Origin of the sequence: Flavobacterium sp. IMCC34518 (assembly GCF_027111095.2) — a bacterium.
GTDB lineage: Bacteria > Bacteroidota > Bacteroidia > Flavobacteriales > Flavobacteriaceae > Flavobacterium > Flavobacterium praedii.
Map to the genome: position 1 here is coordinate 1,444,112 of NZ_CP114284.2, position 21,368 is coordinate 1,465,479.

The 21,368-nt window shown below is 31.7% G+C and carries 22 protein-coding genes and 1 pseudogene; 17 read left to right on the forward strand and 6 right to left on the reverse strand.

Annotated features, from left to right (window positions below; all coding sequences use genetic code 11):
• The 7 genes and pseudogenes from OZP06_RS06395 (at position 1) to OZP06_RS06425 (ending at position 5,130) form a co-directional block, all read left to right on the forward strand.
• Positions 1-522 carry a threonine/serine exporter family protein gene (locus tag OZP06_RS06395; RefSeq protein WP_281238588.1) on the forward strand — a complete coding sequence of 174 codons (522 nt, stop codon included), beginning with the start codon at positions 1-3 and terminating at the stop codon, positions 520-522.
• A gap of 448 nt (positions 523-970) precedes the next feature.
• Entirely contained in the window at positions 971-1,192 is a 222-nt protein-coding gene (locus OZP06_RS06400; RefSeq protein WP_281324381.1) for a helix-turn-helix transcriptional regulator, read from the forward strand.
• A 2-nt stretch (positions 1,193-1,194) separates the two neighbouring features.
• A complete protein-coding gene (locus tag OZP06_RS06405; protein ID WP_348651442.1) occupies positions 1,195-2,454 on the forward strand; it encodes a DNA cytosine methyltransferase in 1,260 nt (419 codons plus the stop codon).
• Positions 2,451-3,530, forward strand: a complete 1,080-nt coding sequence (locus tag OZP06_RS06410) for an HpaII family restriction endonuclease (RefSeq protein WP_269224153.1) — start codon at positions 2,451-2,453, stop codon at positions 3,528-3,530. The genes OZP06_RS06405 and OZP06_RS06410 overlap by 4 nt, the downstream gene beginning before the upstream one ends.
• Complete coding sequence (locus tag OZP06_RS06415) at positions 3,527-4,150, forward strand: hypothetical protein (RefSeq protein WP_269224154.1); 624 nt, start codon at positions 3,527-3,529, stop codon at positions 4,148-4,150. Before OZP06_RS06410 ends, OZP06_RS06415 begins: the two co-directional genes overlap by 4 nt.
• Before the next feature lie 114 nt (positions 4,151-4,264).
• Positions 4,265-4,593 (forward strand): annotated as a pseudogene (gene vsr, locus OZP06_RS06420) (DNA mismatch endonuclease Vsr).
• A gap of 222 nt (positions 4,594-4,815) precedes the next feature.
• Positions 4,816-5,130: an HPF/RaiA family ribosome-associated protein gene (locus OZP06_RS06425; RefSeq protein ID WP_269224155.1), complete on the forward strand. Its 315-nt coding sequence runs from the start codon at positions 4,816-4,818 to the stop codon at positions 5,128-5,130.
• A gap of 569 nt (positions 5,131-5,699) precedes the next feature.
• On the opposite strand, the gene OZP06_RS06430 is transcribed toward OZP06_RS06425, so the two are convergent.
• A complete protein-coding gene (locus tag OZP06_RS06430) occupies positions 5,700-7,292 on the reverse strand; it encodes a L,D-transpeptidase family protein (RefSeq protein ID WP_281324382.1) in 1,593 nt (530 codons plus the stop codon).
• A 104-nt stretch (positions 7,293-7,396) separates the two neighbouring features.
• A complete protein-coding gene (locus OZP06_RS06435; RefSeq protein WP_269224158.1) occupies positions 7,397-7,927 on the reverse strand; it encodes a porin family protein in 531 nt (176 codons plus the stop codon).
• 290 nt (positions 7,928-8,217) lie between these two features.
• Here OZP06_RS06435 and OZP06_RS06440 point away from each other — a divergent pair, with 290 nt between their 5' ends.
• The 9 genes from OZP06_RS06440 to OZP06_RS06480 all read left to right on the forward strand — a co-directional run bounded on the left by OZP06_RS06440 (position 8,218) and on the right by OZP06_RS06480 (position 15,909).
• Positions 8,218-10,686, forward strand: a complete 2,469-nt coding sequence (locus OZP06_RS06440; RefSeq protein ID WP_281324383.1) for an AsmA-like C-terminal region-containing protein — start codon at positions 8,218-8,220, stop codon at positions 10,684-10,686.
• Positions 10,687-10,790: 104 nt separating this feature from the next.
• Complete coding sequence (locus OZP06_RS06445) at positions 10,791-11,297, forward strand: nuclear transport factor 2 family protein (protein ID WP_281324384.1); 507 nt, start codon at positions 10,791-10,793, stop codon at positions 11,295-11,297.
• 76 nt (positions 11,298-11,373) lie between these two features.
• Complete coding sequence (trmB, locus tag OZP06_RS06450; RefSeq protein WP_269224162.1) at positions 11,374-12,048, forward strand: tRNA (guanosine(46)-N7)-methyltransferase TrmB; 675 nt, start codon at positions 11,374-11,376, stop codon at positions 12,046-12,048.
• 61 nt (positions 12,049-12,109) lie between these two features.
• Positions 12,110-12,745 carry a LysE family transporter gene (locus tag OZP06_RS06455; protein ID WP_269224163.1) on the forward strand — a complete coding sequence of 212 codons (636 nt, stop codon included), beginning with the start codon at positions 12,110-12,112 and terminating at the stop codon, positions 12,743-12,745.
• 5 nt (positions 12,746-12,750) lie between these two features.
• The gene (locus tag OZP06_RS06460; protein WP_269224164.1) at positions 12,751-13,083 is read left to right on the forward strand and encodes an MGMT family protein; all 333 of its coding nucleotides are present in this window, start codon (positions 12,751-12,753) and stop codon (positions 13,081-13,083) included.
• A 270-nt stretch (positions 13,084-13,353) separates the two neighbouring features.
• Entirely contained in the window at positions 13,354-14,484 is a 1,131-nt protein-coding gene (locus OZP06_RS06465) for an Mrp/NBP35 family ATP-binding protein (RefSeq protein WP_281238579.1), read from the forward strand.
• Positions 14,485-14,522: 38 nt separating this feature from the next.
• Positions 14,523-14,762, forward strand: a complete 240-nt coding sequence (locus tag OZP06_RS06470) for a NifU family protein (RefSeq protein WP_116759479.1) — start codon at positions 14,523-14,525, stop codon at positions 14,760-14,762.
• Positions 14,763-15,073: 311 nt separating this feature from the next.
• The gene (locus OZP06_RS06475; RefSeq protein WP_269224165.1) at positions 15,074-15,547 is read left to right on the forward strand and encodes a hypothetical protein; all 474 of its coding nucleotides are present in this window, start codon (positions 15,074-15,076) and stop codon (positions 15,545-15,547) included.
• A gap of 44 nt (positions 15,548-15,591) precedes the next feature.
• Positions 15,592-15,909 carry a 2Fe-2S iron-sulfur cluster-binding protein gene (locus OZP06_RS06480; RefSeq protein WP_269224166.1) on the forward strand — a complete coding sequence of 106 codons (318 nt, stop codon included), beginning with the start codon at positions 15,592-15,594 and terminating at the stop codon, positions 15,907-15,909.
• A 2-nt stretch (positions 15,910-15,911) separates the two neighbouring features.
• Here the strand turns inward: OZP06_RS06480 and OZP06_RS06485 are convergent, their stop codons facing one another.
• The 3 genes from OZP06_RS06485 to OZP06_RS06495 all read right to left on the reverse strand — a co-directional run bounded on the left by OZP06_RS06485 (position 15,912) and on the right by OZP06_RS06495 (position 18,754).
• Positions 15,912-16,649, reverse strand: a complete 738-nt coding sequence (locus tag OZP06_RS06485) for an SGNH/GDSL hydrolase family protein (protein ID WP_269224167.1) — start codon at positions 16,647-16,649, stop codon at positions 15,912-15,914.
• 52 nt (positions 16,650-16,701) lie between these two features.
• On the reverse strand, positions 16,702-17,484 hold the full coding sequence (locus OZP06_RS06490) for a DUF3050 domain-containing protein (RefSeq protein ID WP_269224168.1): 783 nt from the start codon (positions 17,482-17,484) through the stop codon (positions 16,702-16,704).
• A gap of 91 nt (positions 17,485-17,575) precedes the next feature.
• Complete coding sequence (locus OZP06_RS06495; protein ID WP_269224169.1) at positions 17,576-18,754, reverse strand: acyl-CoA dehydrogenase family protein; 1,179 nt, start codon at positions 18,752-18,754, stop codon at positions 17,576-17,578.
• A 366-nt stretch (positions 18,755-19,120) separates the two neighbouring features.
• On the opposite strand from OZP06_RS06495, the gene OZP06_RS06500 reads away from it, so the two are divergent.
• A complete protein-coding gene (locus tag OZP06_RS06500) occupies positions 19,121-19,507 on the forward strand; it encodes a hypothetical protein (protein ID WP_269224170.1) in 387 nt (128 codons plus the stop codon).
• Between the two features lie 328 nt (positions 19,508-19,835).
• Here OZP06_RS06500 and OZP06_RS06505 read toward each other — a convergent pair whose 3' ends face one another.
• Positions 19,836-21,242: a carbohydrate porin gene (locus OZP06_RS06505; protein WP_269224171.1), complete on the reverse strand. Its 1,407-nt coding sequence runs from the start codon at positions 21,240-21,242 to the stop codon at positions 19,836-19,838.
• Positions 21,243-21,368: the final 126 nt, after the last annotated feature.

Sequence of the window (21,368 nt, forward strand, 5' to 3'; positions counted from 1 at the left end):
ATGGATTTTGTATTATTAGAAAAAGGAATTTGGCTGGGTTGTGCAGCAATAGGTTTTGCAGTATTATTCAATGTGCCTCGTAGAACTTTAGGAATTATTTACATTATAGCTGCTCTTGGCGGATTGATTAAATTTTATTTGATTTCACAAGAAATAGGATTGGTATTTGCAGCCTTATGCGGATCCAGCACCATTGGTTTTTTGAGTGTCCTGGCCGCTCATTATAGAAAAGCGCCCCCAATGACATTTGCATTACCGGCATTAATCCCAATGATTCCGGGATTGTTTGCCTATAAAGCCATGGTAGGCGTTATGGAATTGACTGCCGAAAAGGATCCTGAACTGTACTCCAAACTTTTTTTTGAAACAACAAGCAATGGACTAAAAGCTTTATTTATCATTTTGGCATTGGCCGCAGGAGTTGCGATCCCGATGCTTATCACCCGTAAGGAAACTGTGAAGCGAATAAAAGTTGATGCTGTTCTCGAGAAACAACTCGAAAACTTAGAAGAAGAAAATTAGAATAAACATTTTTATACTCAAAACGCCGATCGAAAGATTGGCGTTTTTTTTTGGTCTGAAAAATTCCCTAAAATGTCAAATTTGGAGCTTTTTACGTCAAATTTGACGTATTGAGCCTCAAATTTGACGTTCGTGACGTCAAAAATGACGTAAAAAACTCCAAAAATGACGTTCGAGATACCAAATTTGAGGTCTAAAACTCCGTGTATGACCTCTACAACTCCAAATTTGACGCTTTTGGGCTAAATTCTTGCCGATGGCAATTTGATTGTAAAATATAAAAAGGGAATTATTGGATTATTAAAACCTTTGAGAAAACCGTCAGTCAAAAGATTGGCGGTTTTTTTTTGCATGAAAACTTATAAACAATAACAACAAGTGACTCTTATGCCGTTGCACCAAAAGCAACATTCGGATAGATTTGTTTCACTTCAATACTTAAAAATTAATGGATATTAATATCAAAATTGGCGATAGAATTCGTGAACTAAGAAAGGCTAAAGGCTTGTCGCAAGAAGCATTAGCAAACATTGCGGAAGTAGATAGAACATATATGACGAAAGTAGAAACCGGAAAAAGGAATGTTACTGTAAAGATTTTAGATAAAATAATCATCGCATTGGATAGTGATTTTGCAACTTTTTTTAACGAATCAGATTTTAAGAAATGAAAATGAAAGAGCAGATATCAATAGAAGAGTTTGACGGGAAAAAGTTTAAGATTCGAACATTGGAAGAAGATGATAATAAGAAAGCTGTTGTGACACATTATCTTCATAATTATCATAATGGTGTAAAAAAACACTATGAAAAAGAAGCTAAAATCTATTTAAAGGAGATTGTTGAATATAAAAATGAAGAAGAAAATTTAGATATTGTTTCTGATGTAGCCTTGCAACAATTGTTATTTGAAGTAGAAAATGTTCCTTTTCCAACTCCAAAAAATTATACTTTCAAATTTATCGATTTGTTTGCTGGAATTGGTGGATTTAGAATGGCAATGCAAAATCTAGGAGGAAAGTGTGTGTTTACAAGCGAATGGGATGAAAATGCTAAAAAAACCTATAGAGCAAATTTTGGAGAAACTCCTTTTGGAGATATAACAAAAGTAAGCACTAAAAATTATATACCAAATAATTTTGATGTTCTATGTGCAGGTTTTCCATGTCAAGCATTTTCTATAGCTGGAAAAAGAGGCGGTTTTGAAGATACAAGAGGAACTCTCTTTTTTGATGTGGCAGAAATTATAAAGACAAGGAAACCAAAAGCAATTTTCTTAGAAAATGTTAAAGGATTAAGAAGCCATGATAAAGGAAAAACTCTAGAGACCATTTTAAACGTTTTGAGAAATGATTTAGGATATTTTGTTCCAGAGCCACAAATAATTAATGCCAAAGAATTTGGTGTGCCACAAAATAGAGAACGTATTTACATTGTAGGTTTTAGAAAAGATTTGGAAATAAATTCTTTTGAATATCCTGAACCTTTTGAAGAAAAGGTGTTTTTTAAAAATGTAAAAGAGAAAAAAGTTGTTCCAACTAAATATTATTTATCAACTCAGTATTTACAAACTCTGATTAATCACAAAGCGAGACATGCTGGTAAAGGAAATGGATTTGGTTTCGCAATTATTAAAGATGATGAAATATCAAATTCGATTCTAGTTGGTGGAATGGGAAGAGAAAGAAATCTTGTTATTGATAAACGAATAACAGATTTTACGCCAACAACACATATTAAAGGCGAAGTTAATCGTGAAGGAATCAGAAAAATGACTCCTCGAGAATGGGCAAGATTACAAGGCTTTCCTGATAATTTTATTATTCCAGTTGCAGATGCTTCAGCTTATAAACAATTTGGAAATTCTGTTGCAGTTCCTGCAATTCAGGCAACGGCGGAGAAAATTATTGAATTAATAAAAGCTAAATTATGATAACAGGAAATAAAGGGGAATGGAGTGAAATATACACTTTGTTCAAACTCTTGGGGGATAAGATTCTCCATCCTGGAGATGAAAATATCATAAAAATAAAAAATGTCTTTTACCCTATTATTAGAATATTGCGTTCAGGTACAAATGGCGATTTTGAATATTCTATTCAGGATGACATCGTATTAATTTCAGGCAATGAAGAAGTTTTAAGAATCCCTATACAAGAGTTTAAGGATAAGGCTATTTCATTGTTAAATTTAATTAAATCTAACAGAGAAACTACTTTTTCTGTACCCGAGATTGAACAGTTTATGCTTAGTATTAATTGTATTTCTTTAAAGGCAGATTCAAGTGCTAAAACTGATATTACAATTGTTGTTCACGACCAAAGGACAAATCAGCAACCAACTCTTGGGTTTAGCATTAAATCACAGTTAGGGAATCCTTCAACTCTTCTTAATGCAGGAAAAACAACAAATTTTATTTTTAAAATTAATGGATTGAATCTTAATCAGGATGAAATAGATACGATTAATACCATTGATACAAGAAGTAAAATAAAAGATCGTATTGAATACGTAGTAAATAAAGGCGGTGTTTTTCAGTTTATTGGGACTGAACAACAAGTTTTTTCTAATAATTTGATTTTAATTGATAGTTTACTACCTGAGATCTTAGCAAATATAATTTACAATTTTTATACAAGTAACTCTTCGAAAATTATCGATTTAATTTCAAAAGTAGAAGAGGATAATCCTTTAAATTTTGATATCTCAAACAAGCATAAATTTTATGAATACAAAACTAAACGACTTTTGACGGATATTGCTTTAGGAATGATGCCATCAAAGGTTTGGGCTGGAGAGTATGATGCAACGGGAGGTTATCTGATAGTAAAGGAAGATGGCGAAGTATTATGTTATCATGTTTATAACAAAAATGAATTTGAAAACTATTTGATAAATAACACAAAATTGGACACTGCAAGTTCTTCTAGACATGGATTTGGTATCGTTTACCAAGAAAATGAAGAACTATTTTTTAAACTGAATTTACAAATACGATTTATAAAATGAGTAAACTGAATCAACTAGGTATAGTCGTAGGAAAAAGTGGGAAAGCCAATATTATATTTGATAGTCTATTTTTAAATTTTTTAGAAATTGAATATAGTAAACCATCCGAATACATTTCGATTTATTGGGAAGCATATAAAAAGCATTCTGAAGGGAATAAAAGTCTTAATGGGAAGATATTTGAATACATTCTTGCTACTTTATGTGTTCGTGAAAATATTTTGCCATTATATTTAAATGCAAATGTTGCATTCGTGCCGAACGTAGTATATGATTTGATGTTTTATACGACAGAACGAGGTCCAATATGTATCTCAGCAAAGACAAGTTTGCGAGAAAGATATAAACAAGCAGACCTCGAAGCTATCGCTTTAAAATATGTTCATAGAAAAGCATTATGTTATTTGGTGACTCTTGATGTTAGTGAAGCCAAAAAAGTTAAAGAAAAAATTAAAACTGGAGATGTTATTGGAATTGATAAAGTTGTTGTAGCCACTAGTAATGAATTCAATGATTTAATTGATGAATTAAAACAATATAAATTTTCTGATCCTCCAATAGTTAAAGTAATCGAAAGTAATCAAATTATAACTAGGGAAAAGGTTTTAAATCTCAAATAAAAAAGGTTTCATTTCTTGTTGTAAAATTTCCCAAACAATCTCCTTAACTTTAACTAGCAATTTTTAAATCGTTGCATCATGGATCGTATTACATCTGCCCAACGTTCCAAAATCATGTCTGCCATTCACTCCACCAATACCAAAGAGGAGGTGCGATTGGGCAAAGCCTTGTGGCATCTCGGTTACCGTTATCGTAAAACAATAGAGCAGTTTTTGGCACACCCGATTTAACCTTCAAAAAACTAAAAATTGCCATATTTGTCGATAGTGAATTCTTCTACGGCAAAGACTGGGAAATTCAAAAAGATCGTGTCAAAACCAATACAGAATTTTGGCAAAAGAAAATAGAACGAAACATTCAAAAAGATGTTGATGTAAACAATTATCTGGAAGCTCAAAAATGGAAAGTTATCCGTTTTTGGAGTCTCGAAATAGAAAAATAATCTAGAGAATTATATTGCCGTAAACCAACAAGAAATTATTTTAATGCAAAAACAAGGCTAATTACCAATCAAATAAAAACTAAATTTTTCGTTTTCAGACACTTCTGTCTTTAAATCAAAAAACGGGTTTTTTCTTTCATAATCTTTTATTAAAAGGCTAAAAAAATGAAGAAAATTTCTTAACTTTGAGATATAGCATTATGTAATTAATAAAAAAATAATATGAAAGTACAAATCAACACAGACAAGAATATTGAGGGTAGCGATAGATTGGAAGCTTATTTTTCTACAGAAATCCAAAGAGTGTTATCCCGTTTTGATGAAAAAGTAACACGTATTGAAGTGCATTTTGGAGACGAGAATAATGCCAAGACAGGTTTTGGCGACAAACGTTGTATTATTGAGGCTAGACCGGCTAATATGCAACCAATAGCCGTAACAGAACATTCGGATTCTATTGAAAAAGCATTCAATGGCGCCTTAGACAAAATCAAAAAAGTGCTAAACACAACCTTCGATAAACAAAAAGCACACTAAAAGAGTATTCTAACGTAAGTAATACATAAAACAAAGGCTGTCTAATATTTAGACAGCCTTTGGCATTTATTTTGAATCCTTTTATCCAAGATTCCGCAATAGAAAAAATTTCAAGAAGATGCGCAAAGGGAAATCGAATTCTTTGAATGGAGCTTAATAAACTTTGTGATTCTTCGCGAATTCTTCGTGTGACTCTGCGTAATAATGTCTAATGCTGAATCTGGGTTTGTACCATTTAAGTTTAGAATTTACTGTTAATTAAAACAGCCGTTTTTTTTATCAGAAAAAAAAATCAAGCATAGCTGGACTACGGTTTCTTTTTATTTTGAATAAGATAGTAAAAAAAAAATATGACTATCCGTGACTAGTACCATTTCAAAGAATAGATTAATTATTGAATGTTATTCACAAAACTTTCCCTTTCTGTTCTTTGCGTCTCTGCGCCTTTGCGTGAAATTGGGCTCGCAAAGGCGCAAAGGTATATTTTCAATTTTTAGACTCTTGGTATGAGTTACGGACAGTCATAAAAAAGAATGTTTTATTGCAGTAAATTCTATGCTTAGATAGTATTATTCCTCAAACAACATGGTAGCTAGCCGATCGTCTCTTTTGTAAACATCATCATAAAAATGGATTTCACCGTTGTCATCTACCCATGCGGTAAAATAACCAATGTAAACCGGAATTTTATTCTTTAGTGTGTACCAAGATTCTTTGCCTTTATGCATGGCGGCGTCGATCTTTTCGGGTGTCCAGTTTTTATCGTCTTTTAGTATTTCGTTTGCGAGTTCTACAGGTTTAGCTACTCGGATGCAGCCGTGGCTAAAGGCCCTTTTCTCTTCGTTAAATAAATTTTTGGAAGGCGTGTCATGCAGGTAAATTGAATTGTTATTGGGAAACAAGAATTTTATTAATCCCAATGAATTTTTCGGACCTGGTTTTTGTCTAATGCCCCCTTCATGCCATTCCATATTGTGTTGGGCCAGATAGTTTGGATTTTTGGCTATGCTAGGTTTAATTTCCTTTGTGATGATGCTTTTGGGAACATTCCAGTACGGACTAAAAACGATATAGCGCATGTCTGCACTAAAAATTACAGTCCTATTTATATCTTTCCCCACCACAACATTGGAGTTTAAAACTACTTTCCCTTCTTTTAAATAAGTCAATTGAAATGCAGGAATATTAATTAAAATCAAGGCTGCGACCTTTGAAATATCTACGTCAATCCAGCGGCAACGTTCCATATTGACCATGATGGTTTTAATTCGATCTTCTATTGAAACATTCAATGAGGTAATTAGTTTTTTGTTTATTGTGGTGTTTTCTTTTATTCCATTTCGAGCTTGATATTTTAGAATTCCTGCTTTTAGATCTTCATCATATATTGCACTTTTCGAGTCCTTTGTTAGGTCTTCTAACTGATACAACCGTTTTCTGATTTGCGCAATAGTTGTGGTAGAATCTCCAGGATTTAATGCCACTCGACTTGAATCCATTTCTATAGGAGTCCAAGAATCGTTTTTTTGTAACGTTCTGTATTTTTGCAATACCTCTTTTAATTTGTAATATTGGCTTAGTTGTTCTTTCTCGTTTTTGTTAATCAAGGAAGGATTAGCAATAATAGAATCCAAATAACCAACATACGATTCCTTTTTTCTAGGCAAGTACCAACCCAATTCTATTGATTTTTTGGGATCAATTCCTTTTAATACTTTATGGGTATAAAAAAAATAAAGTGTGGTCAGTAATAATTCATCATCAATATTTATTTTGTTGTTCTCTACCTTGGTCAGAAAAAGACTGTCCAATTTATTTTTATACGGAATAGTAGTTTTAATTCCTTCCTCTTCAATATTGTTTAATTTGTTATACAGCAAATGACCAACTTCTAGCATTCCTTTTGAATCAAACCAAACGTATTGATAATTTCGTTTTTGATATAATTCGGTAGTTTCTTGATGATATTTATTTAATTCTGGATACTTTTTAAAAAAAACAGTTACCAAAGTGCTGTCAAATGGAATTAGACTGGATGCTTTGGCAGGAGTAGTACTAGCAAGTGGTGATTTTATAGTGTCATCGTCCTTTTTTTTGCAAGAAAGTACAGAAAGTGAGGAACCAAAAACAAAGAGGGCAAGCAACACAATTGATTTTCTCATAGATCGAATGAATTAAGTGACACTATAAAAGTACAAAAAAAGTTGCCTTAAAGAAATGAACTTTAAGGCAACTTTTTAAGTGTAGGAATATGGAATGCTCTTTTTTAAAATTGAAAAGCAGCACCTATTTGAAAAACTTGATTTTTTCCATCCACATTATTAAAAGTATCATTTAAACTAGAAATGTAACGGCCATTTATGGATAATCCTAGTGGTAAGTTTAGCGACATTCCAAATGCCCATGAAGGCACAAAACTTTTTGCATCTAAAAAATTCGCATTGTCTGAGACTTTAAATGCAAATTGTGGTCCTGTTTCAAAACTCAATAATTTAACAGCATATACTTTTGCTAAAATGGGCACAGTAAGGTAATCTATCTTTGTGTCTGGAGCATTTTTGGTGGAGAATCCTTCTTGTGAGTATTGAAGTTCCGGTTGTACAAAAAGCAAGCCCTTAATTAATGGGATTTCTTTATAAATACCAACATAAAGTCCTGTTTTGGCATTTGTGTTCAAGCCATTTACATCAATATTCGAAATGTTGGCTCCTGCCCTAACTCCAATCGCTTGTGCTGATAAGGTATTAGAAACTAATACAACAAACGCACCCAGTAGTAAAATTTTAAATAATCGCATATTTTTTGTTTTTAAATTAATTACTCGTTCTTCATTTAAAAGTACTATAATTTTTCAATTTTCATATTACTATACTGATAAATATTTTCAATCGAGTATTCGTTGTTCGATAATGATAGTTTATAAAATATTGATATTAAATACAATACAATGTAAACATTTTAAGATATAACGGCTGTTTTCTAAAAATATTATGTTAGATTTGATAAGAAGCGACTTGCTTTGCAGATAATAAAATGCTGCTGATTGGAACCAAAATGTTTTTTTATTATACTATTTATAGCATTTGTATGAAAGAATTTATAGAAAAAGGAAAACAATTTTTGAAGACAAAACGATTTAAAAAGGTTTTAAAAAAATTGGCTTTTTTTATCATTGGCTTTTTTGGAATAATCTTGATTTTCTTTATTGGTTTGCGAATGTATTTCATTCAAAATAAAGACATTATAACAACCGAAATCAATCGGAAAATCAATGAAACTATTTCGGGTCATGCCAGTATCGAAGATATTAACTATAGGTTTTTGACTGGTTTTCCAAATTTTACGGTAGTCCTAAAAAAAGTAGAAATACAAGACAGTTTGTATGCCGTTCATAAAAGAAGCGTTCTTAAAGCTCAAGAAATTGAAGTGCGTTTGAATGTGCTGAGTTTATTGCATAAAAAGGTAAACATTGACAAAGTAATATTGATTAACGCAAAAATTGATTTGTTTAAAGATAAAAATGGCATATCTAATTTTAATATATTTAAAAAGAAAGACAAAATAAGTAGGCCCAAAACAGATACAGAAACAGAAATCGATGAGGTGAATTTTAAAAATGTAGTGTTTATTTCTCAAAATCTCCAAAGAAATAAATTGTTCCATTTTGAAGTGGCTTCTTTAAAAAGTAAAATTGATTATACAGATGATGGTTTTCATACCGATATATATTTGGATGTTTTTGCCAAAAACATGGCTTTCAATACTATTAAGGGCAGTTTTATAAAAAACCAAAGAGTTAAGGGAAAACTTGTTGTTCAATACACTGATAAAAAGAATAAAATTGAAGTTGTATCCAAAGCTCTTAAAATAGGTGACGACGATTTTGACATAAAAGCAAGTTTTGGTCTCGAAAAGGTTCGCCCGATGATGAATCTCAACATAAAAACGCATATTTTGTGGTTGAATGCTGCTCATTTATTGGATCCGCATTTATTTAAAATTCTAAATCATTTTAATATCACAAAACCCTTGGATGCGCAATGTAGTATTATTGGAGATATGAACGCCGAAGGAGATCCTCAAATTATAGTTGATGCACAAATAAAAAACAACACATTAGTTTTTCCTGATGGAACTGTTACAGCATGCAATTTTATAGGGAGATATATAAATAATTTTAATAAAGAGTTAGGTAATAATGACATTAACTCTGCGGTTATCATTAAAAATTTTAAAGGAAACTACGAGGGAATTCCAGTTTCTATTCCTGTTGCTGCCATCAATAATTTAGAAAAACCCATTGCCACTGGAGATTTTCATTCAAATTTTGAAGTAAATAAATTAGGAAAGGTTATTGGAGAAGATATTTTTAAATTCAGTGGAGGAACAGCCAATGTTGACTTTAAATTCAATGTTGATATTGTGGACTTGCATATTTCAAAACCTCATTTTACAGGAAAAGTGGATATAAAAAATGCTAACCTACTTTATGTTCCCAAGAACTTGACTTTTCAAACGAATATCTTACTGGATTTTACAGATAAAGCCTTTTTCCTTCGAAACATTAAATATCAAAGAGACAAAAACGTTGTTTATTTGGATGGTAGAATAGATAACTTTCTAAATTTGTATTATAACAATCCCGAAAAAATGATTGCTGTACTCCACCTCAAGAGTCCGTTTATGGATGTAAAGAATTTTATGGGTATCTTAGCAAGTAATGAAAAAAGAGGCAAAACGAATACAATTACGAACCAGATAACTATAAAAAAAAGAATTGCTTTTTTACAAAAATGCCAAGTAGTATTGAATTTGAATTTGGATAAAATGGTGTATTCCAATTTGACGGCCAAGAATGCAAAAATTATCATTTCGGCCAATGACAAGCGCTTTTTCATCAAGCAAGGATCAATAGAAAGTTGCGGAGGAAAAATCACCTTTGATTCAGAGCTTATTCCACAACAAAATAAATATGATGTAAAAACCAAAGTAACTATCTCATCAGTTGATATTCCTCAATTTTTATCGTCTTTTAATAATTTTGGTGTCAAATCTTTTGACCCTCAAAATATTAATGGAAAACTTTCGGCAAAGGCCGATTTGTCATTAAAAATTACCTCAAACGGAGATTTAATAAATGAATCTGCGAGAGGAAACTTAAAATATGAAATCAAAAACGGATCTTTAATCAATTTTAATCCCATTATCAAAATCGGTAAATTTGCCTTTCCTAACAGAGATGTGAAACATATTGTCTTTAATGATTTGTATGGAAGTGTTACCGTTAAAGGAAATTTTCTTGAAGTTGATTATTTTAAAGTAAGTTCGAATGTATTGAATTTTGACGTTGGAGGTGTCTATTCATTCCAGAAAGGAACCAAATTGGGAGTAGTGATACCGCTGCGAAACCCAGCAGATGATTTAAAAATTAAAGATTTAAAAGAAAGGGAAACAAAACGTTATAAAGGGATTGTATTGCATCTATTAGTAGTCGACGGAAAAAATGACGAAATGAAAATTAAATTAGGAAGTCTCCCAGATAAAAAATTACAGTAATATGAAAGGAGCATGACTGTAAATTGGTTGCAAACACCAATGAAGATATAACAATACCTCCCGATAGCTATCGGAATCCTATAAAGAACAAATAGTAACTACATATGAAAGTATTTTTTTTAAGTTTAGCAATATTATCAGTTTTTAGTTTTGACGCTTTTCAACATAAAGAATTAGACAAAAAAGAAGAGGTAAATAAAACACTTGATGCTTGGCACAAAGCGGCTTCCGAAGCAAATTTTAATGCCTATTTTGGATTAATGACCGAAGATGCCATTTTTATTGGGACAGATCCGTCTGAGAATTGGAATTATAAAAACTTTCAAGCTTTTGCAAAACCCTTTTTCGATAAAGGCAGGGCATGGAATTTTAAAGCAATGGAACGTCATATTTATTTTGATGAATCAGGAAAAATAGCTTGGTTTGATGAACTTTTAAATACACAAATGAAAATTTGTAGGGGTTCTGGAGTTTTGGTCAAAATTGGTATAGATTGGAAAATAAAGCATTATGTTCTATCCATGACAATTCCCAACGAAAATACCGACCAAGTAATCAAAATCATTGCGCCAATAGAAGATGTATTGATACAAAATAAGCAAATCAAATGATAATTTCTGATTTTTTCGATACTTGAGCTTTCGTTCTTATATAATTCCTTAATTTTGCCGAAATAGTAATTAGATCGTGGGAAGCAAAAATAAATTAAAGAGATTCAAGGAAAACGAAACATTCAATAATGTTTTTCAACCAACAAGAGAAGAAGTAGTAGGAGATTTATTTCCGCTAAAAGGGAAATGGAATTCAGATTTCTTTAAAAATGAAAATCCATTAGTGTTGGAATTGGGTTGTGGCAAAGGAGAATACTCCGTTGGTTTGGCCGAGAGATATCCTAACAAAAACTTTGTGGGAATCGATATCAAAGGGGCTCGTTTTTGGCGAGGTGCAAAGACAGCTGTTGAAACGGGATTGCATAATGTAGCATTCATTCGAACTCAAATCGAATTAATCAACCATATTTTTGCAGAAAATGAAGTCGACGAAATTTGGATCACTTTTCCAGATCCTCAAATAAAATACAAAAGAACAAAACACAGAATGACCAATTCTGAATTTTTACAATTGTATAAAAAAATATTGAAAAAAGACGGTGTTGTAAACCTTAAAACCGATAGTGAGTTTATGCACGGCTATACATTAGGATTGCTTCATGGTGAAGGACATGAAGTTTTATATGCCAACCACAATGTGTATGTAAACGAAGGAAGTCCTGAGGAAGTTACCGCTTTTCAGACCTTTTATGAAAAACAATATTTAGAAATTAATAAAGCAATTACGTACATTCGTTTTAAAATAAAATAGTTTTTTGTTACAGCCTTTAGCAACAAATCTGTGACTGTACATTAGACTGTAAAATCTATATATGACGCTAATCTTACCTTTTATACTCGGGTTTATTGTTGCTGCAATCGGTATTGCTCCTCCAGGTCTAATCAATATGACAGCTGCAAAAGTGAGTTTAAAAGATGGCAAAAATGAAGCATATTTCTTTGCTATTGGCGCTACACTAATTGTGTTTTTTCAAACACTTTTGGCAATATTATTTGCTAATTTCATCAATAGCAGGCCAGATATTATCAATAGACTTCAAGAAATTGGGTTGTTTATCTTTATCGCTTTGACCATTTATTTCTTATGGAAAGCCAAAAAACCAAAAATACCAGAGTCTGAAACAAAAATTCGCAGTAAAACAAACCGTTTGTTTTTGGGAATGTTATTGTCGGCTTTGAATTTGTTTCCCGTACCTTATTATGTTTTTGTATCTATAACACTCAGTAGTTACGGTTATTTTTACTTTACTCAATATTTTATATATTCCTTTGTAACAGGAGTAGTTTCAGGTTCCTTTTTGGTTTTTTATCTTTATATTATTTACTTTAAAAAAAGGGAATCTAAGTCCTCTTTTTTAATGAATAACGGAAATTATATTATAGGTACAATAACTGGAATTGTTTCGATAATCACACTATTTAAACTTATTAAAGCCTATTTTGGATAAAACCAATGGAATCAAATAGCGACAATTTTTTTGAGAGAGTATATAGAGTCGTTAGGCAAATTCCATATGGAAAAGTAACCTCATATGGCGCAATTGCTAAAGTATTAGGCGCAACACGCTCTGCAAGAATGGTAGGTTGGGCAATGAATGCAGCACATAATCTAGAAGATGTACCCGCGCATAGAGTGGTCAATAGAAAAGGATTATTAACAGGAAAACACCATTTTGATGGAACCAATCTCATGCAACAATTACTGGAAAGTGAAGGCATTATTGTTAAAGAGAATCAAATCATCGATTTGGAATCTGTTTTTTGGGAACCAATACTAAAGGAATAAATAATATAACACACCTTTTTTTGGTAGATTTTAAAGTTGATAAATAGAAAATGAAATATATCATTTATTGAATAATACGATCAATAAATACAATCCAAATCCTTTAAAATAAGAACTTAATCCGTTATCTTTGTAATCTAAAATTAGTTTAAATAAGAATAGTTACTTTTATATTTTAGTATAAAAAATAATAAAATGATCTTGTAAGCTACAAAAAAGAATTTTAATAAAAAAAAAAAAAGAATTTTCAATATAAAACAATATTTAAATATGAAATTAGAAAGAAAAGATATTCTTAAAGCATTAGAAACAATAACAATTGCTGGAGAAGGAAAAAACATGGTTGAAAGTGGAGCGATTGCAAATGTAGTTACGTTTGGGGACGAAGTCGTTGTGGATTTGGTTTTACATACTCCGGCAATGCACATTAAAAAAAGAGCCGAAGATGATATTAAAAAAACAATCCTAGAATTAGTTTCGCCAGACGCAAAAATTAAAGTTAACATAAAAGTAGAAGCAGCAGAAAATCCAAATCAAATTAAAGGAAAATCAATTCCTGGGATTAAAAACATCATAGCAGTAGCTTCAGGCAAAGGAGGAGTTGGAAAATCTACTGTTACGGCAAATTTAGCAGTAACATTAGCCAAAATGGGATTTGCTGTAGGAGTATTAGATGCAGACATTTACGGGCCATCAATGCCAATAATGTTTGATGTTGAAAATGAAAAACCATTATCAGTTGAAGTTAATGGAATGTCAAAAATGAAACCAGTTGAAAGTTATGGAATAAAAATACTTTCGATAGGATTTTTTACTTCACCAAGTCAAGCTGTAATCTGGAGAGGTCCTATGGCTTCCAAAGCCTTGAATCAAATGATTTTTGATGCAAATTGGGGCGAATTGGATTTTATGTTAATTGATTTACCACCAGGAACAGGAGACATTCACTTATCAATTATGCAGTCATTGCCAGTAACTGGAGCAGTTGTAGTAAGTACTCCTCAAGCAGTCGCTTTGGCCGATGCTAAAAAAGGGGTTTCTATGTTTATGTCTGAAGCAATTAATGTACCCGTTTTAGGAATTATCGAGAACATGGCTTATTTCACCCCTGAAGAATTGCCTAATAATAAATATTACATTTTTGGTAAAGAAGGTGCAAAAGATTTGGCACAAGATTTAGGTGTTGCTTTTCTAGGAGAAGTACCAATTGTTCAATCAATTCGTGAAGCAGGTGATTTTGGTCGTCCAGCTGCATTACAAGCAGGCTCAATTATTGAAAATGTATTTGATGATATTACCCGCAATGTAGTAAATGAAGTAGTAAATAGAAATGAAAATTTAGAACCCACCGAAGTAATCAAAATCACAACAATGGCAGGATGTTCATCAGTTAAGAAATAAGATTCTTAATCTCTATCTAAAGAAGAAATTTAAAAAGTATGAAAACAGAAGAATTGACAAATAATGTTCTAAAAGCGCTAGATGAAATCAGACCCTTTTTGAATTCAGATGGAGGTGATATTACCCTTATTTCAATTGACGAAGGAAAACATGTAAAAGTCCGCCTTGAAGGAGCTTGTACAAGTTGTAGCGTAAATCAAATGACGCTAAGGGCAGGAGTAGAAACTACAATTAAAAAATATGCCCCTCAAATTGAAACAGTTGTAAATGTTTTGTAATATTTTTCTAATAATTAATTATTGAAGCTATTTTTTTTTAACACTATAATAGCTTCGATAATTAAATTCAATAGCGAATTAATATCTTTTATTATAAGATAAAAATCATTTTTACTACTCTAGAAGATTTGGTATTACTTGTTAAATAGTGACAAATTCAAATTATATTAGTAATTATTATTAGTGAATTACCAATAAAATCAAGGATAATTTCGTTTTATTCAAAAACTAATATAAATAATTCATTTTTTTTTACTTTGAAAATTCAAATAAAAATTTACTTTTGTAGCACTAACCTACAAATTTGAATTATGAAAAAGAAGTACTTATTGATTGTTTTATTTTTATGTTTTTATAAAAATTACGGGCAAGAACCAATTCAAGAGTCTTATGTGTCCAAGATGTTAACCGTTGTTGATGAAGAATGGAGTCAACTGAATTTTAGTAAAATGGTAAATATTTCTTCAAATAGAAAAGGACAGCTAAAAATTGAAAATGCAGAATTTTTGACTGACCTTAGTGGAGGAAAGGCCAATATGCTAGATGATAGTGCGTATAGCACAGCTGTTTTATCTTCTCAAATTCTAACCAAAGAAAAAGAAGAAAAAAATGGCTTATTAAATGTGACCTATGAAGGGAAATTGGTGTTTAAAACCCATGACGGAACTTATACTCCCAATTCAAAAGTTACATTTATCATCAACAATGCAGATGTAATTGGACTTAGAATTGTTAACAAGGAAAATAATAAAGAATATTTATTAAATCTTGAAATAAAAGAATAAAAATAAAAGTGGAAACCACTTTGTGAAAAAAATTAAATAAACGAATGGACGTTTTAATAAAGATAAAAGATCGAGAAGGTGTAGTTCATGAATTGCAAGCTCCAACCGATATGGCAATGAACATAATGGAATTATGCAAAGCTTATGAACTTCCAGTTGAAGGAACTTGTGGCGGAATGGCCATGTGTGCATCTTGCCAATGCTATGTTCTTAATGATGTTGTGTTACCTGAAATGGGCGAGGACGAAGAGGCGATGCTTTCGGAAGCTTTTTATGTAAAATCAAACAGTCGTTTAGGTTGTCAAATTCCTATAACGGAAAGTTTAGTAGGCTTAGAATTGGAATTGGCACCCGAATCTTAATTTTATTGTAGTATCATAACCGCTTTTGGCATTATGCGTTCTACAAATAAACGATATGCTTTTTCAGAAGGATGCAAATTATCGGATGCTACTAAGCTTGGATCAATAATCCCTTGTCGTGTAATATCTGTTATGTTTATAAAAGCAATACCGTTTTTTGAACAAAAACTCTCAGCATAAGCATTGTAAAGATCTATTTCAGCAGTAATTGTTTTATTTCCATTTCCAAAAGGAGTAAAAGCATAATCCGGAATAGAAACAACAATTACATTTGATTTATCCCCTTTGGCCAAATAAATGGCTTTATTTACTAATTCAGGAAATTCTTTTTCATATACGGAAAAAGAGTTTCCCTGATATTGGTTGTTTACTCCTATAAGCAAAGTAACTAAGTCATAATCATTATTTGGGTTTTGACTATTTATGGATGAGATTAAATTTCCTGTTGTCCATCCCGTTTTCGCAATGATATTCAAATAAAAAGTATTCTGTTTGTTTAAGTTAAAGAGATTATTTTTTAATTGTTCTGGAAATCTACAGGTTTCGCATACGCTTTGACCAATAGTGTAACTATCACCAAGCGCTAAATACTTAATGACATCCGTTTTAGTATCTAAAGTTAATACTGGTATATTTGTGGATGGAACAATAGTTGTTTGCTGACTTGAACTGTTATCCGTTTGACAGCTACTATTCAATAGAATTATTATACAAACTAGCAACCTTGATTTTCGAAACATATTCAGTATTTTATGTTTGTTTGTTTTTAGCTGAAAGTCATCCTATTACCTCTTAAGCCATTTCAGGTCTTCGAATAATTTGTTCTTCTATGGCATCCCAAAGGCCAATTCTTTTTTCTAATGCTAAAATTGAAATCGCTTCTACCTCTGACCATTTTTTGTAATCATCCCCACAAAGTTCTGTGATCATTGTCATTGCCATTGGTCCATGTTCATCCAAATCTAATTCTATATGTCTTTCAAAATAATAAAGCAATTTTTTCAAATCTCTTTCTGGAAAATTCGATTGAAAACTTTTTAGAATTTCGGTAAACATACTTGGTATTAAATCTTCCCTGCCAAATGTAAATGCCGCAGCTATTTCATGTGGTTTTCCTTCTTCTATTACTCTAAATGTAAAATCTAGAAAAGCTTTTATATTTGGATGCAGTGTACTCTTTTTAATGGCAACAAATATATTTTGAAGTGAAATTACCTCTTCTAAAAAACAGTCTATACCAGAAGTGTCAGCTCCACAATCTTGCATGGCTTCAATATACATTTCAAAATGACTTAAACGACGACCATCAAAGCTTAAATCACTTTCTTCGGCCAATACAATTTCGTTAATTAAATATCTAGTTTCTGGACTTGCTGTAGCAAACCAAGGTATAGTAGTGCACGTTAATTTATTTTGTAATGCTTTTAATAATGACATGAAATCCCAAACTGCAAATACATGGTTTTCCAAAAAATAATGTAAATCATCAATCGTATTTACTTTTTCATATAAAGAATGATCTAATAATTGCTGTTTATGATTTTGTATTTTCGAATTTATAGCTGAAATATTCATTGGGGATTTTTTTATGTAAAATTAAAAAAGCTTCTCGTTTCCAAGAAGCTTTTACTATTAACTTTATAAATACTTTAATAGTTGTTTAGTGCTATTTGAAAGCTGGAATTCCAGTAATATCCATTCCAGTAATTAATAAATGAATGTCATGCGTTCCTTCGTAAGTAATTACCGATTCTAAGTTCATCATATGGCGCATGATTGAATATTCACCAGTGATTCCCATTCCGCCAAGCATTTGTCGCGCTTCGCGTGCAATATGAATAGCCATGTCTACATTGTTTCTTTTTGCCATAGAAATTTGAGCCGTTGTCGCTCTTCCTTCGTTTCTTAAAACTCCAAGTCTCCACGTTAATAATTGTGCTTTGGTAATTTCAGTAATCATTTCAGCCAATTTCTTTTGTTGAAGTTGAGTTCCTGCAATAGGTTTGTCAAACTGAATTCTTTCTTTGGCATAACGTAAAGCTGTATCGTAACAGTCCATAGCGGCACCAATTGCGCCCCATGCAATTCCATAACGAGCCGAATCTAAGCAACCAAGAGGTGCTCCAAGTCCAGACTTATTAGGAAGTAAATTTTCTTTAGGTACTTTTACATTGTCAAAGATCAATTCTCCAGTTGACGAAGCACGTAGCGACCATTTGTTATGTGTTTCAGGAGTTGTAAAACCTTCCATACCACGTTCTACGATTAATCCATGAATTCTTCCTTCTTCATTTTTTGCCCAAACGATGGCAATATCTGCAAATGGAGCATTCGAAATCCACATTTTGGCACCATTCAATAAATAATGGTCTCCCATGTCCTTAAAGTTGGTAATCATACTTCCAGGATCAGAACCGTAATTGGGTTCTGTTAATCCAAAACAACCCATAAATTCACCAGTAGCCAATTTGGGTAAGTATTTCATCCTTTGTTCTTCGTTTCCATATTTCCAAATCGGATACATAACCAAAGAAGATTGCACAGAAGAAGTTGAACGAACACCAGAATCCCCTCTTTCTATTTCTTGCATAATTAAGCCATAAGAAATCTGGTCTAATCCTGCACCTCCATATTCTTCTGGGATATAAGGACCAAAGCCACCAATTTCTCCAAGACCTTTTATGATTTGTTTCGGGAACTCGGCTTTTTGAGCATATTCTTCTATGATGGGAGAAACTTCGCGTTTTACCCAAGCACGAGCTGAGTCACGAACAAGTTTGTGTTCTTCACTTAATAAATCGTCAAGATTGTAATAATCTGGGGCTTGAAATAAATCGGGTCTCATAATAAAACGTTTTAGTGATACAAATCTACACAAAGAAATATAACAAAACTAATCTAAAATGTTATAAATGCAAAAGCAGATGTTTTATATACTTGTTGGATAGGCATTAAAAAACGAATGTTTAAAACTAACAATTGTTACTCCTAATTTCATCTTTCATTTGTCTAAATAAACATATATATTTGAAAAGTTTTTAAAGTTCACTTAAATTTTAAAAAACAAACATCTAATCTATACAATATTAGCATTTTAGCTTTTTTAAAAATTCAAATTAAGGCTAGTCATTATTAACATTTAAAAAAGAAAAGTCAATCAAAATAATAATTTAATTTAGTAATACAAGAAGAAATTAATCAATAAATAAATATGAAAAAGCAGGCAGCACTTATTTTATTACTACTAGTAGGAGCAATTGGGTATTCACAAACTCTTGATTGCAGTAAATTTAAAAATATTAAAGCATTCAATCCAGACTATCCGAAAAAGACTTTTCTGATAAAAGGGGCAACTCAAGAAAGTTATGACAATGGCATCCTTCAAATGGTATGGAGTGTAAAATGGATAACAGATTGTCAATATGAAGTAACCTGCACTAAAAAAACAGTGGAGAATCAAATCGAAGTTGGCGATAGAATAGTAATGGATATTGTAAGTATAGACGGTGATTGTTTTACTCTCAAAAGAACTTTCTATTGTAAAAACTTTCCAGAAGGAGATATAGATCCAGGGAGTACTTATTGTTTATCGAAATAACAGTTATATGAAGTAAACTTTACTCTAGTCCAAATTATTGTCAACTTATTTTTTTTGACATTTAAAAATCCCTACCACTATTTATTTATAGATAGGGATTTTTAATTTTTCAATACCCATTGGCTGAAATTATTTTTTTTACAACACATAAACATAATAATTTATAGTTTTTAAAACAAAAAAATAGAAGTTTTACTATTCAAATAGATATTCTACGTCTGAAAAAGTACTATTCCCAATTATTCTTTGCCTATTTAGCACATATCTATAATTCTATATGATTATTATTTTTAATTTAAATTTCACAAAACGGGTTATTCAGTATTATTTACCAAACCCACCACTCTACTTTAAAGCCTAAATAATGTCCCCAATTTTTGGTACCACTCTGAGCTAGATAGGGAGAATATAGGTTGTCTGCAGCAAACTGGTTATAATGTGCTACACTATACACTAGCCTAAAATGGGGTCTAGCCCAAACATCTTGTTGACCAGTAGGCACTATTGTTGGGGCTATAGTAAATTTTGTCATTTGTGCAAAATCTTGCGTACCATCTTTCCTCCAAGTAAGATCAAATTCGTGAAGCAGGTGAAGCCAGTTTTTAATATACCAAGTTCCTCGTGCTCCAAAAGCGATATCTTGTTTTCTATTGAATAATTTTTGTTTTCCAAGATAATCACTAGTGGTGTTTAGACTATCACTTGCCCCTTTACTTTTGGTATAAATAGCATATCCATTCAAGGAATATTTTTTATTAATATTCAACAAGAAAGTTTCAGTCAATGCCAATGAATAAGCTTTCCTAAAACTATTTGTTTCCAGATTGGGTCCTCCATAAGTAACATAAGTTCTACTACTACCTCCATCTCCGCCATTGGCAATACCAGCACCATATCGAGCACTTATAGCATTAAAAGAACCAGAAATTTTGGATGGGATGGTTTTGAAGTATTTTGCACCAACGACATAGCCAAAATCGGCTGGATAATTATATTTTGAATTAGCATCTTTTGTGGTACCAGAAGGTAAACGTTGAAATTCACCCATTAACTTGACAGTTCCATTTTTTACATCTATTGTATGTTCCAAGATGGAAACATATCTGTTTCGCAATCCCAATGTAGGTGTCCCGTTTACAATATTAAGATAGAAATTGGGTGGCAAAGTCGATGTAGTATCTATTGAGCCAGTAAAAATAAGTGAAAATTGAGTTTTTTTGTATTTAACACCTACTCCTTGACCTGAATGATCATCAAAATAAAAATGATCTATAATCTGGATATCATCTGCTCTAAATAATCGTGCTCCTAACCATACACTCCAATCACTTCCCATTATGTTTAAGGCTTCAGCATATAATTCCGGCAGAGCGGTTGTAATTCCTCCTATTGATTTGTTAGAAACATTGCCAATCAATTGCCCTCGAGTGGTATAAAATGAAAATCGCGATTGAACATTAATCTGGGTAGTTTCTTTATTTGCAATTGTCGGAGTAAAGTGCATGGCAGCCGCTAATTCAAAGTAGTCATTCTCTTCAAAACGACCTCCAATAGACCCCATACCATTCAAATTAAGAGCTTGAGGAAAATCACTATTTTCAGCTCCAAGACTATACCCTATTCCAACTCGACCATAACTTCCAAGTGAAATTTTTTTATTCGATATTGTCGGAGATTGTGCTATTATTTGTAGTGATAAAGCAAAAACGAATGGAAGTATTAAATGTCTTTTCATCTCTCAAATATTAAATGAAATCCAAAAGCATTTTCATATTTATCAATTATGATAACTAATCCGTATTGATAAATAGAATTCAAAAGGATTGAATTTTTGATTCAAATCAAATTTAAGTAATTTTTA

Bases quoted from the DNA above. Each gene is read 5' to 3' on its own strand.
- OZP06_RS06395 (WP_281238588.1), top strand. From the start codon at position 1: ATGGATTTTGTATTATTAGAAAAAGGAATTTGGCTGGGTTGTGCAGCA.
- OZP06_RS06405 (WP_348651442.1), top strand. From the start codon at position 1,195: ATGAAAGAGCAGATATCAATAGAAGAGTTTGACGGGAAAAAGTTTAAG.
- OZP06_RS06480 (WP_269224166.1), top strand. From the start codon at position 15,592: ATGGACGTTTTAATAAAGATAAAAGATCGAGAAGGTGTAGTTCATGAA.
- OZP06_RS06470 (WP_116759479.1), top strand. From the start codon at position 14,523: ATGAAAACAGAAGAATTGACAAATAATGTTCTAAAAGCGCTAGATGAA.
- OZP06_RS06425 (WP_269224155.1), top strand. From the start codon at position 4,816: ATGAAAGTACAAATCAACACAGACAAGAATATTGAGGGTAGCGATAGA.
- OZP06_RS06465 (WP_281238579.1), top strand. From the start codon at position 13,354: ATGAAATTAGAAAGAAAAGATATTCTTAAAGCATTAGAAACAATAACA.
- OZP06_RS06435 (WP_269224158.1), bottom strand. From the start codon at position 7,927: ATGCGATTATTTAAAATTTTACTACTGGGTGCGTTTGTTGTATTAGTT.
- OZP06_RS06445 (WP_281324384.1), top strand. From the start codon at position 10,791: ATGAAAGTATTTTTTTTAAGTTTAGCAATATTATCAGTTTTTAGTTTT.
- OZP06_RS06505 (WP_269224171.1), bottom strand. From the start codon at position 21,242: ATGAAAAGACATTTAATACTTCCATTCGTTTTTGCTTTATCACTACAA.
- OZP06_RS06430 (WP_281324382.1), bottom strand. From the start codon at position 7,292: ATGAGAAAATCAATTGTGTTGCTTGCCCTCTTTGTTTTTGGTTCCTCA.
- OZP06_RS06490 (WP_269224168.1), bottom strand. From the start codon at position 17,484: ATGAATATTTCAGCTATAAATTCGAAAATACAAAATCATAAACAGCAA.
- OZP06_RS06440 (WP_281324383.1), top strand. From the start codon at position 8,218: ATGAAAGAATTTATAGAAAAAGGAAAACAATTTTTGAAGACAAAACGA.
- OZP06_RS06475 (WP_269224165.1), top strand. From the start codon at position 15,074: ATGAAAAAGAAGTACTTATTGATTGTTTTATTTTTATGTTTTTATAAA.
- OZP06_RS06495 (WP_269224169.1), bottom strand. From the start codon at position 18,754: ATGAGACCCGATTTATTTCAAGCCCCAGATTATTACAATCTTGACGAT.
- OZP06_RS06485 (WP_269224167.1), bottom strand. From the start codon at position 16,649: ATGTTTCGAAAATCAAGGTTGCTAGTTTGTATAATAATTCTATTGAAT.
- OZP06_RS06455 (WP_269224163.1), top strand. From the start codon at position 12,110: ATGACGCTAATCTTACCTTTTATACTCGGGTTTATTGTTGCTGCAATC.
- OZP06_RS06415 (WP_269224154.1), top strand. From the start codon at position 3,527: ATGAGTAAACTGAATCAACTAGGTATAGTCGTAGGAAAAAGTGGGAAA.
- OZP06_RS06410 (WP_269224153.1), top strand. From the start codon at position 2,451: ATGATAACAGGAAATAAAGGGGAATGGAGTGAAATATACACTTTGTTC.
- OZP06_RS06500 (WP_269224170.1), top strand. From the start codon at position 19,121: ATGAAAAAGCAGGCAGCACTTATTTTATTACTACTAGTAGGAGCAATT.
- OZP06_RS06400 (WP_281324381.1), top strand. From the start codon at position 971: ATGGATATTAATATCAAAATTGGCGATAGAATTCGTGAACTAAGAAAG.
- OZP06_RS06460 (WP_269224164.1), top strand. From the start codon at position 12,751: ATGGAATCAAATAGCGACAATTTTTTTGAGAGAGTATATAGAGTCGTT.